The 10,924-nt window shown below is 38.1% G+C and carries 9 protein-coding genes and 3 pseudogenes; 4 read left to right on the plus strand and 8 right to left on the minus strand.

Annotated elements, in window-relative coordinates; translation table 11 throughout:
* Nucleotides 1-27: 27 nt before the first annotated feature.
* The 3 genes and pseudogenes from glmU to H6F47_RS27760 all read right to left on the minus strand — a co-directional run.
* Complete coding sequence (glmU, locus tag H6F47_RS04545; RefSeq protein ID WP_137667704.1) at nucleotides 28-1,383, minus strand: bifunctional UDP-N-acetylglucosamine diphosphorylase/glucosamine-1-phosphate N-acetyltransferase GlmU; 1,356 nt, start codon at nucleotides 1,381-1,383, stop codon at nucleotides 28-30.
* A gap of 169 nt (nucleotides 1,384-1,552) precedes the next feature.
* Nucleotides 1,553-1,693: pseudogene (locus tag H6F47_RS04550) on the minus strand (diguanylate cyclase); the annotation flags it as partial.
* Between the two features lie 92 nt (nucleotides 1,694-1,785).
* Nucleotides 1,786-2,244, minus strand: a pseudogene (locus H6F47_RS27760) (hypothetical protein); the annotation flags it as partial.
* A 55-nt stretch (nucleotides 2,245-2,299) separates the two neighbouring features.
* Between H6F47_RS27760 and uvsE the strand changes: the two are divergent.
* Both uvsE and H6F47_RS04565 read left to right on the plus strand, forming a co-directional pair.
* Nucleotides 2,300-3,256, plus strand: coding sequence for a UV DNA damage repair endonuclease UvsE (gene uvsE, locus H6F47_RS04560; RefSeq protein WP_190647844.1), 957 nt, complete (start codon nucleotides 2,300-2,302; stop codon nucleotides 3,254-3,256).
* Between the two features lie 47 nt (nucleotides 3,257-3,303).
* Nucleotides 3,304-4,902: an Hsp70 family protein gene (locus H6F47_RS04565; RefSeq protein WP_137667708.1), complete on the plus strand. Its 1,599-nt coding sequence runs from the start codon at nucleotides 3,304-3,306 to the stop codon at nucleotides 4,900-4,902.
* Between the two features lie 131 nt (nucleotides 4,903-5,033).
* Here H6F47_RS04565 and H6F47_RS04570 read toward each other — a convergent pair whose 3' ends face one another.
* Nucleotides 5,034-5,660 (minus strand): class I SAM-dependent methyltransferase, encoded by a 627-nt coding sequence (locus H6F47_RS04570; RefSeq protein ID WP_137667709.1) that lies wholly within the window; start codon nucleotides 5,658-5,660, stop codon nucleotides 5,034-5,036.
* A 93-nt stretch (nucleotides 5,661-5,753) separates the two neighbouring features.
* On the opposite strand from H6F47_RS04570, the gene hemH reads away from it, so the two are divergent.
* Complete coding sequence (hemH, locus tag H6F47_RS04575) at nucleotides 5,754-6,920, plus strand: ferrochelatase (RefSeq protein ID WP_096568808.1); 1,167 nt, start codon at nucleotides 5,754-5,756, stop codon at nucleotides 6,918-6,920.
* 130 nt (nucleotides 6,921-7,050) lie between these two features.
* Here the strand turns inward: hemH and H6F47_RS27765 are convergent.
* The 3 genes and pseudogenes from H6F47_RS27765 to H6F47_RS04585 form a co-directional block, all read right to left on the minus strand.
* Nucleotides 7,051-7,149, minus strand: a pseudogene (locus H6F47_RS27765) (DUF4126 domain-containing protein); the annotation flags it as partial.
* Between the two features lie 372 nt (nucleotides 7,150-7,521).
* Nucleotides 7,522-8,817 (minus strand): adenylosuccinate lyase, encoded by a 1,296-nt coding sequence (gene purB / locus H6F47_RS04580; RefSeq protein WP_096567980.1) that lies wholly within the window; start codon nucleotides 8,815-8,817, stop codon nucleotides 7,522-7,524.
* Nucleotides 8,818-8,846: 29 nt separating this feature from the next.
* A complete protein-coding gene (locus H6F47_RS04585) occupies nucleotides 8,847-9,020 on the minus strand; it encodes a hypothetical protein (protein ID WP_190348282.1) in 174 nt (57 codons plus the stop codon).
* A 154-nt stretch (nucleotides 9,021-9,174) separates the two neighbouring features.
* On the opposite strand from H6F47_RS04585, the gene H6F47_RS04590 reads away from it, so the two are divergent.
* On the plus strand, nucleotides 9,175-9,966 hold the full coding sequence (locus tag H6F47_RS04590; protein WP_190348278.1) for an RNA polymerase sigma factor SigF: 792 nt from the start codon (nucleotides 9,175-9,177) through the stop codon (nucleotides 9,964-9,966).
* A 199-nt stretch (nucleotides 9,967-10,165) separates the two neighbouring features.
* Here H6F47_RS04590 and H6F47_RS04595 read toward each other — a convergent pair.
* Nucleotides 10,166-10,924 (minus strand): hypothetical protein (locus H6F47_RS04595; RefSeq protein ID WP_199291061.1); only part of this gene is annotated, 759 nt, incomplete at its 5' end.

Here is a 10,924-nt window from a genome sequence, read left to right on the forward strand (position 1 = left end):
CCCAGTCACCAGTCCCCAGTCACCTACTTATCTTTCAGCTTTGATCTTCCAACCTGGTTTAACTACCTGACGACTCCGGGCAATGACTAAAGCTTCATTTTCCACATCTTCTGTCACCGTTGAACCTGCGGCAATATAAACATCATTACCGATGGTAATAGGTGCGACTAAAACACTATTAGAACCGGTTTTGGTGCGATCGCCTATTCTGGTTCTATGTTTTTTCACTCCATCATAATTAGCGGTAATTGTTCCTGCACCAATATTTACCTGAGTTCCCGCAGTTGTATCACCCAAATAAGAAAGGTGTGCAACATTAGAACCATCTCCTAATTGAGTATTTTTCAACTCTACAAAATTACCAATTCTGCAATTTTCACCCACTTCCGCATGGCCACGCAAATGAGCATAAGGACCAATACGAGTTCCTGCTTCCACAAAACTATCTTTGACTACAGAATATTGCACAGTGACATTTTCACCCAACTGGCTATTTTCAATTAAACTTCCAGGTCCTATGCGACTACCAGATTTAATCAATGTTTTACCCCGTAAATGAGTTTGAGGTTCAATAATCACATCTGGCTGTAATTCTACAGTTTCATCAATTGTCACACTAGCAGGATCAATAATCGTCACACCTGCCAAAAGCCATTTTTCCTGAATACGTCTTTGCAAAATCTCGTAAGCTGTGGCTAATTGCAATCTATCATTAATTCCCAGAATTTCTTGGTCATCTTCCACATCTACAGCCATCACCTTACCTACTTGGGTAACAGCATCAGTGAGATAATATTCTTTTTGGGCATTATTATTTTGTAAATGTGGTAAAAATTTTGCTAAATCAGACCAGCGGAAACAGTAAATACCAGCATTAACACGGTGATTTTTTCTTTGTTCAGGAGTGCAATCTTTATCTTCAACCATTTCCTGCACAATGCCGTTTTCATCACAAAAAACTCTGCCGTAACCTTGGGGATTTGATAAATGTGCTGTGAGAATAGTACAGGAATTTTGATTTTCTTGATGAATTTGTAATAAGTTTTTCAGAGTTTTAGTTTGCAACAAAGGCACATCACCATTTAAAATTAACAAATCCCCAGTGTAACCTTCTAAATGAGGAAGTAATTGTTGAATAGCGTGTCCTGTGCCTAATTGTACAGTTTGTTCCACAAATTCCAATTCAGAATTTCCACCTAAAGCAGTTTTTACTTCTTTAGATTGATACCCAACAATTACTAACCTGCGTTCAGGTGCAAGGGGTTCTAGACTATCAATAACTCTCTCGACTAGAGATTTTCCACCCAAAGAATGTAAAACTTTAGGTAGATGAGATTTCATTCTTGTGCCTTTTCCAGCGGCGAGAATTGCTACAACAACCATAATTAATTATCAGTAAATGACAATAAATGCTTTTTTGACTGGGAGATTCAAGGCTAAATCATATCAGTTAATTATCTAGAGTTGACAAAGTCTTTCTGTGTGGGTGAGCAGTCAGGAGTCAGGAGTCAGGAGTCAGGAGTCAGGAGTAGCTCCTTCAAATTCATAATTTCTAAGGTGCAACCACAACTTGGTTACGCCCAGCAGTTTTAGCACGATAAAGGGCAGCATCAGCAGTTTGAATTAATGCTGTACCAATAGCACCATGTTGGGGAAAACCAGTAACTCCCAAATATACTGTGATCTCCTGACTCCTTGATAGCGACTTGTACTGAGCCTGTCGAAGTAAGCGTGGCGTTAGCCATACTCCTTAATATTCACAAAAGGACTTTTTCAGCAAACCCTAATTAGGTGCATTTCTAAGATTGGTAAGAATACCTTATAATCTTCATAAGTTCTATCGTTGGTAATAGGGATATTCTGAGTTTTTACTTTTTTCCCCTGTTCATCAACTACATAGATTGTTAATAATTAAGGTCATTTGAGCGTTACTAAAACATTACCTACTGTTAATATTTCTCTTTTTCTACAACTATGTCTTTTTGTCTTGGGATGCCAATAACCTTTGGTTTGATTTATTGCTGTTTCATGAGCCACTTCTGATTGAGAAAGCTTATGCAATAACATTGCAATACATTGATCCGCTAACACTAATGCCGCTTCTCTTATTTTTTCTTCTCTTTCTTTTACAGTTCGTCCATCCCACTCTTCGATTTTTGTCAAATCTAAAAGTTTCTTCACATTTTCTTGAAATTATGATATGGAATCTGTTAAACTTAGATTTGCATATATAGCATTTACCAATTACCAATTACCAATTACCAATTACCAATTACCAATTACCAATTACCAAAAAAATATGAAATTACAACAAAGAGAGATAACATTAAAAAAAATAAATCCACAACAGCAAAACCAAACTGAGCCACATTTAGGTTTGGTTTGTATCACTATTGATAAACAAGTGCGTTTTCGGACTATTACCCGGACCCGTTATTTAAAACTTTCTCCTCAACAAAGAGAAGATACCCTAAAAGAACTTTATCAAAATAATTTGCGCTGCTTGGATGGGGCGTTAACTTTCTGTCAAAAGCAAAATATTCGCCTTTATCGCATGACTTCGGCTTTATTTCCGATGAGTGATATGGAAGATAAAATTGGTGGAAATATATTAGAAGAAATGAGGGAAGATTTAGCAAAAATTGGGGAGAAGGCAGAAAAATTAAACATCAGAATGGTGTTACATCCAGATCAGTTTGTAGTCTTGAGTTCTGATAATGATGAAGTCATAGAAAATAGTATCAAAATTTTAACAAACCACGCCTACACTTTAGATTTACTTGGTTTATCTCAGTCACCTTGGGCGTTAATGAATATTCATGGTGGTAAATCTCAACGTGGGGAAAAATTGGTAAAAGTAATTTCTGAACTACCACCAGGTATTAAAAACCGCTTAACTTTAGAAAATGATGAATATGCTTATAATGCTCAGGAGATTTTAGAGGTATGTCAACAAGCTGGTATACCGATGGTTTTTGATGCACATCACCATATTTGCTATGAAAAGTTAGATTCTTATGATCATCCTAGTGTAGAATCTATGGTTTTAGGGGCGCGAGAAACTTGGGAAAATCCAGATTGGCAGTTAGTACATATTTCTAATGGGGAAACAGGTTTTAATGATAGAAAACACAGTGATTTAATTACAGCCATGCCTCAAGCTTACCACCAAGTACCCTGGATAGAAGTAGAAGCCAAACACAAAGAAAAAGCGATCGCCCATTTGCGGGATTGGTGGTTAATGCAGAATAATTAACGTTATATTAACTTTACTTAATTAGTTGATCAATAATAAATTGAGAAATGGCGATCGCGATTGATTTTGGTACTAGCAACACAGTTATTACTCGCTGGAATCCCGTTACCCAGCAACCGGAAACTTTGACTTTACCGGGTTTATCCCTGCAACAAAGTCTTAATCCCCCACTGATTCCCAGTTTAGTATATGTAGAAGCAGCGAGTGAAAGTAAAGTTTTAGTTGGACAGCAAGTGCGCGATCGCGGTTTGGATCTCAAAGATGATAACCGATTTTTCCGTAGTTTTAAACGCGGTATTGGCGCAGATATTCAGGGTTTTTTACCAGAACTAGATGGAGAAATCGTCACCTTTGAAAAAATAGGTAAATGGTTTTTAACCAGGGTAATCGAAGAATTAACACTAATAGAAGGTGGTTTAGATTCTTTGGTTTTAACAGTACCTGTAGACAGTTTTGAAGCTTATCGTCACTGGTTAGGCAAAGTTTTTCAAGCACTTCCAGTAGAACAAGTTAGGATGTTAGATGAACCTACTGCCGCAGCTTTAGGTTATGGTTTAACAGCACAAGAAAATTTGTTAGTAATTGATTTTGGTGGTGGAACATTAGATTTATCTTTGGTACGTTTAGATCAACAGGCACAAACTAATACTAAACCAGTAGGATTTTTATTAAAGTGGGGTAATAAATCTTTAGCGGAAGATTCCAAACAAAAGGTAAAAACAGCCCGTGTATTAGCAAAAGCGGGGCAAAATTTAGGTGGTACAGATATTGATAATTGGATAGTTGATTATTTTGTCAAAACTAAAGGGTTGCCAGTTAATTCTATAATTACTCGGTTAGCAGAACGGGTAAAAATTCAATTATCTACCCAAAATAAAGCCAGTGAAGTTTATTTTAATGATGAAACTTTTGAAAGTTATGAATTGGATCTTGACCGTCAAACTTTAGAGAATATTCTCAAAGATCATGGATTTTTTGATAAGTTACATGATACCATGATGACCTTGTTACAACAAGCCCGTCGTCAAGGTATAGAACTAGATGATATTAATGCAGTTTTGTTAGTGGGTGGAACTGTACAATTACCAGTAGTAAATACATGGGTACAGCAATATTTTGAACCAGAAAAAATCCGTTATCAAAAACCTTTTGAAGCGATCGCTCAAGGTGCATTACAAATTACCCAAGGTTTAGAAATCAAGGACTTTTTGTATCATAGCTATGGAGTGCGGTACTGGGATAGACGCAACCAACGTCACAGTTGGCAACCAATAATTAAAGCCGGACAAGCTTATCCCATGAGTCAACCAGTAGAATTAGTTTTAGGTGCTTCTAGGGAAAATCAGCCGAGTATTGAGTTAATTTTAGGAGAATTAGGAGCAGAAACCGGAGGTACAGAAGTTTATTTTGATGGCGATCGCTTAGTAACTCGCAAACTTGAGTCTGTGACAACTACAGTTAAACCGCTGAATGATACAGAAGAAGCCAGAAAAATTGCTAAACTTACACCCCCTGGTTTTCCGGGGAGCGATCGCATTAAAGTCATGTTTCAAGTTGATGAACAACGATTTTTAAGAATTACCGTTGAGGATTTATTAACAAATAATACCCTGGTAGAAAATCAACTTGTGGCACAATTGAGTTAAGGAAGCAGGAGTCGTAGGGGCGAAGCATTCGGGCGACCAATTATCAATTTTATGAAAAGGCTATTTTCCCAATGCTTCGCCCTTACAGGAGTCAGGAAGAACGGATTTTATTTTCCCTGTTCCCTATTTTTTCAAGCCTTGCTACTGACAATTACCTGTAAACTACCACCAGCATATAAAATTGGTTTACCAACATCAAAACCAGATTCTCTTAATAAACCAGGTAAATCAGTTTTTAATAACTGCCAAGCTGTTTCCGTTTCAAACAACCAAAAAAACACTGATAAACCAGGCCAAAATATAGGATTTGTGGGAGGATGAAAATCTACTAAAGTAAAAATTCCCCCTGGTTTTAATACTCTATAAACCTCTTGGATGATTTTTCTTAATTGTTCAGGTTGCATTTCATGTAAAGCGGCGCTAGTATGCACCACATCAAACTCATGATCTGTAAAAGGCATATTTTCCGCATAAGCTTCTACATAAGTAGCATTCGGCACATTCTTTTTTGCCCGTTGTAAAGATAAAGGCGAAGCATCCAATCCTGTAACATTTTGTGATAATTTCACCAAAAAAGCCGTAGTTTGACCACTACCACAGCATAAATCTAGAATTTTAGTATCTGAGTTGAGGTTTAAACCTTGTAAAGCGAGTTGACGAAAACGCCCTTCACCGCCCACACTCAGGGCTGCTAACCGGGATATGGCATCATATAACCATTGATAGCGGTAACTCAAGTCTCGAAAAATTGTTGCCATTGCATATTTCCTTAACGTTAAGCTTTATATTGAATAAAGATATATTGTTAACATTAGTAAAAAAATTGTAAAGATTGGGGGAAAGTAACTGCTATGGGTCGTGTAGGCGTATTATTACTCAATCTAGGTGGACCTGATAAATTAGAAGATGTGGGTCCATTCTTATATAACCTGTTTTCAGATCCCGAAATTATTCGCCTACCATTTCGATGGATGCAAAAACCATTAGCTTGGTTTATTGCCACACGGCGAGAAAAAACATCACAAGAGAATTATAAGCAAATTGGTGGGGGTTCACCATTGCGAAGCATCACAGAAGAACAGGGGGAAGCGTTAAAAACCCAATTGGATGCTATGGGTAAAGAAGCAAATATCTATGTGGGAATGCGTTATTGGCATCCCTACACAGAAGAAGCGATCGCCCAACTGGCACAGGATAACATTGACAAGTTGGTAATTTTGCCACTTTATCCCCAATTTTCTATTAGTACCAGTGGTTCTAGTTTCCGGTTGTTAGAAAAACTTTGGCAAGAAAACCCAAAACTTCAACCTTTGGAATACACTGTGATTGCTTCCTGGTACAAACAACCAGGTTACTTGCAAGCAATGGCGGAACTGATCATTGAGCAACTAAATCAATTTCCCAACCCGGATCAGGCACACATCTTTTTTAGCGCCCACGGTGTACCAAAAAGCTATGTTGTAGAAGCAGGCGATCCTTATCAGCAGGAAATTGAGGAATGTACTCAATTAATTATGCAAACTCTTAATCGCCCCAACGCCCACACCTTAGCTTATCAAAGTCGTGTCGGTCCGGTGGAATGGCTACAACCTTATACTGAGGATGCCTTAAAAGAACTGGGTGAAAAAGGCGTTAAAGATTTGGTAGTAGTACCCATTAGTTTTGTTTCTGAACACATCGAAACTTTGCAAGAAATTGATATTGAATATCGGGAAATAGCCGAAGAAGCAGGAATTGAAAACTTCCGACGTGCTGCTGCTCCCAACACTCATCCAGTATTTATTCAAGCACTGGCAGATTTGGTAATTGAGTCTTTGGAAAAACCGGATCTCAAACTTTCCCAAGTTACCCAGATGAAAAAAAAGGTGAAAATGTATCCTCAAGAACGTTGGGAATGGGGAATGACAACTAGCGCCGAAGTCTGGAATGGTAGAATTGCCATGCTTGGTTTCATTGCCTTGATCATCGAAATTATCACCGGTCGAGGCTTACTCCATGCTATAGGGCTTTTACAGTAGGTGACAGGAGGCAGGAGGCAGGAGAATTTTAGATTTTAGATTTTAGATTTTAGATTGGATTCATGAAATACAATCCAAAATCCAAAATCCAAAATCCAAAATTGTATACCCAGTCACCAGTCACCAGTCCCTATTCCCTATTCTTACGATTTTCCCAATACCAGTGATACCACTGTGCAGCACTACGAACTGCAAACCAGAGCAGAATTAAAGCTATTAATCCTCCTTGTTGGGTGCTATATACAAAGTTGTAATCTATAGTTCAGATGTTTGGGTAGATATATAGGAATTTAAATTGAAAATTTTTGCACATCAATTAGCAGATTCTTCACTAAATCAGTAATTTTATGGATTCAAGTTATCTTAATATACAAGTATCATGCAAGTAGGATTTGCTGAAAAAGTCTTTTCGTGAGGGTTAGGAGTTCAGGAGTCAATCGATTTTGGATTGACGATTTTTCCGTTATGAAGGATCAGAACCTGTACCAAATTGTCAAAAATACAGGAGTCAGAAGCAATTAAGATGTGAAAAGTTCATATTTCCACAGGTAGATCCGGGAACAGTTTCTCACTTCTAGTTTTGACTCCTGATTCCTGAATTTTAAATTCCCAGTCTTTGATAAACTTGATCTAAATGTCTCAGATGGTTTTGTGGATCAAAACAAGCATCTATTTCTGCTGCTGACAAGTTTGCAGTTACACGGGGGTCTTTACTAATCAAATTACGGAAATTACCTTCTGGTTTATTCCAAGCAGTATGGGCATTTTGCTGAACTATGCTATAAGCTTCTTCCCGGCTAAGTCCTTTATCTACTAAGGTTAAGAGAACCTTTTGACTAAAGACGACTCCACCATAGCAGTTAAGGTTGCGTTCCATGTTCTGGGGATATACCAGCAAATTTGTCACCAAGTCGGTGATCTCATGGAGCATAAAGTGTGTTAAAATGCAAGCATCTGGTAAAATTACCCGTTCGACGGAACTGTGAGAAATATCTCGTTCATGCCATAAAGCTACGTCTTCTAAAGCTGCTCCTGCATGACTTCTTACCAGTCGCGCCATTCCTGTCAGTCTTTCTGAGCGGATGGGGTTGCGTTTGTGAGGCATGGCACTAGAGCCTTTTTGACCTTTGGAGAAGTATTCTTCAACTTCTAAAACGTCGGTTTTTTGCAAGTTGCGAATTTCTACGGCAAAGCGTTCTATAGATGCCGCCAGTAAAGCTAATTGTTGCACAAAGTCGGCATGAAGATCACGGGAAATAACTTGAGTGGAAGCGGTATCGGGTTTAAGTCCGAGTTTTTGACAAGCGATCGCTTCTACACGGGGTTCAATATTTGCATAAGTTCCCACCGCCCCGGATATTTTACCAACAGCGACATTTTTTTTCAGGACTTGCAAACGTTCTTGATGTCGCAATACTTCCGCTAACCAACCAGCTAATTTAAAACCAAATGTGATAGGTTCAGCGTGGATACCATGCGATCGCCCAATCATCACAGTATAACGGTGTTCTCTGGCCTTGTTGCGAATTGCCCCAATTAAATCTTCTAATCGTTGTAACAAGATATCCAAACTAGCAACTAATTGTAGTGCTAATGCCGTATCCAGTACATCGGAACTGGTTAAACCCAGGTGAATATAACGTCCAGCATCACCAACATATTCATTGACATTTGTCAAGAAAGCAATCATATCATGGCGAACTTCCGCCTCAATTTCTAACACCCGCTTGGGGTCAAAATTCGCCTTGGCTTTAATTTCTGCTACTGCTTCTTTAGGAATATAACCTAGTTCTGCCTGAGCTTCACAAACAGCAATTTCTACCTGTAGCCAGGTTTGTAACTTATAGTTTTCATTCCACAGATTGCCCATTTCGGGCAAAGTATAACGCTCAATCACATTCGGGCATATAATACAACTGTCATATTTTACAAGGGAATTGGTGATTGGTGATTGGTGATTGGTGATTGGTGATTGGGGACTGGTGACTGGGGACTGGGGACTGGGGACTGGTGACTGGGGAAAAATATTTCCCTTCTGCCTTCTGCCTTCTGCCTCCTGCCTCCTGCCTCCTGCCTCTTCAGCAAACCTTTGTTAAGCAATAGTAAAATTACGTAAGTATGCGTTCAATTTGATTTAAAATTCAGTAAAACAACGATAGCTTATTTAGTACGGACTGAGGAAAATAATTAAAGATTTAAAGAAATTATACTAACCCCATTGTGCAGAACAAGGGATTACTACAAAGGAATTGATATGGCAAAAAGTGAAACCTCTATCCAACCTGATGGTATGGAGTTATTACACTTATACCACCAAAATCCTTCGATTCAACTGCGTAACCGACTGGTAGAGATACATAAGGGTTTGGTGCGGAAGATGGCTTATAAGTTTACCCATCAATGCCATGAACCTTATGAAGACTTAGAACAAATTGGTTATTTGGGGTTGATCCGGGCTATTGAGCGTTTCGATCCCTCTCAAGGATATGCTTTCAGTTCCTTTGCTGTACCTTATATTCGCGGCGAAATATTGCATTTTTTACGCGATCGCTCGACTTTAGTTAAAATACCCCGCCGTTGGCAAGAACTTTACAATCAGGGGCAACTTCTTTGTAAAGAATTAACATTATCTTTGGGTCGTCCTGTCAAAGATACGGAAATTGCTGAAAAACTGCATATTTCTGTACAAGAATGGCAAGAATGTAAGTTAGCAAATCAAAACCGGATGCCTTTAAGTTTAGATGCTACCCCAACTAACAGCGTAGATTATCAAATGACCTTGGGTGATATACTTCCTTGTCCCCATACTACGATGCTTCAGCAACAAGAGGAAGAAAGACTACAGCTACAAGGGGCGATGAGGATGTTAGATGATAAACCCCGGATGGCTGTAGAGTTGGTATTAGTTAAGGAACTAACTCGCAAGGATGCAGGTAAAAAAATTGGTGCTAGTCCGATGACTGTTACTCGCTATCTGCATAAAGGTATTCAACAATTAATTTGCTATTTGCAACCGCAAGGTGAGACAGATGTAATGAGTGCTTAGTTTTGGTAACTGGTGACTAGGGACTAGGGACTGGGGACTGGTGACTGGGAAATAAATTTTATTTTTTCCAATCACCTATTACCTAGATTTTATATCGGCGATCGCTATCAGGCAATCATTCAAAGGAAGTAGAGAAATAAATTTACTATAATTCAAGATGATTAAAGATAATTCAATATTTCTCTACCCCTGGGTTTTTCTAATCTTCTGATCTTGGTAATTTAGAATTGACTAAATTGGTAAATTCTGCCAAAGAAGTAATCGTAATTGATGATACAAATAATTCTTCTAAAGCGGTTAGATCATCAATCTTCTGAATATTTTTGCTCAGTATTTCGGGAACATCACCAAACTTGACTTGTAGAAGTTTAATGATATCTTGTTGGCGAGTTCTTGCAATAAATAATTCTTCAGTAGGGGTTAAAAAAGGCATTTCTCTCTCCTTTTCATACTCGGTTATTTTGGTGAGCAATTTCTGTTGTAATTCCTTAGTTAATGACATCATTTTGTCAATAAATCTAAAGAGGTTTTCAATGTCATATCTGTTTAAACCTCGCTCATATAAACTTCTAATTAATATCCATTTCCACTGCTCCCTATCTGCGAGTTTGTTGGTAGTAGTTTTGGTTTTTAAATGTGCCATTACTAATATAGCAAATAGATTGCTGCTTTGCTCTAGTGCTTCCCATTTGTAATCTATGAGTTTGACTGTATCAAACTTACACACAACCTCACTCTTACCTAAACCATATTGATAACTATTAGGTCGCCATGTTTTGCTTTCATCTCCTAATATGGCTAAACTAACTACTGGTTTATGGTATAAATCAAAGGATCGGTAGTTATAGATATACATTCTTTGGGAAAATTCTTCATCGTATTGACTTTGTACTTCGATGTGAATTAATATCCAAATTTCTGTGTTATCTAGTAACCACACTTGATATAATTTATCAGC

The organism is Sphaerospermopsis sp. FACHB-1094, assembly GCF_014696195.1.
GTDB classification, from domain to species: Bacteria; Cyanobacteriota; Cyanobacteriia; order Cyanobacteriales; family Nostocaceae; genus Sphaerospermopsis; species Sphaerospermopsis kisseleviana.

What these genes read in the sequence shown, in the direction of transcription:
- hemH (WP_096568808.1), top strand. Translation starts at nt 5,754, where the DNA reads ATGGGTCGTGTAGGCGTATTATTACTCAATCTAGGTGGACCTGATAAA.
- glmU (WP_137667704.1), bottom strand. Translation starts at nt 1,383, where the DNA reads ATGGTTGTTGTAGCAATTCTCGCCGCTGGAAAAGGCACAAGAATGAAA.
- H6F47_RS04565 (WP_137667708.1), top strand. Translation starts at nt 3,304, where the DNA reads ATGGCGATCGCGATTGATTTTGGTACTAGCAACACAGTTATTACTCGC.
- uvsE (WP_190647844.1), top strand. Translation starts at nt 2,300, where the DNA reads ATGAAATTACAACAAAGAGAGATAACATTAAAAAAAATAAATCCACAA.
- H6F47_RS04590 (WP_190348278.1), top strand. Translation starts at nt 9,175, where the DNA reads ATGGCAAAAAGTGAAACCTCTATCCAACCTGATGGTATGGAGTTATTA.
- H6F47_RS04570 (WP_137667709.1), bottom strand. Translation starts at nt 5,660, where the DNA reads ATGGCAACAATTTTTCGAGACTTGAGTTACCGCTATCAATGGTTATAT.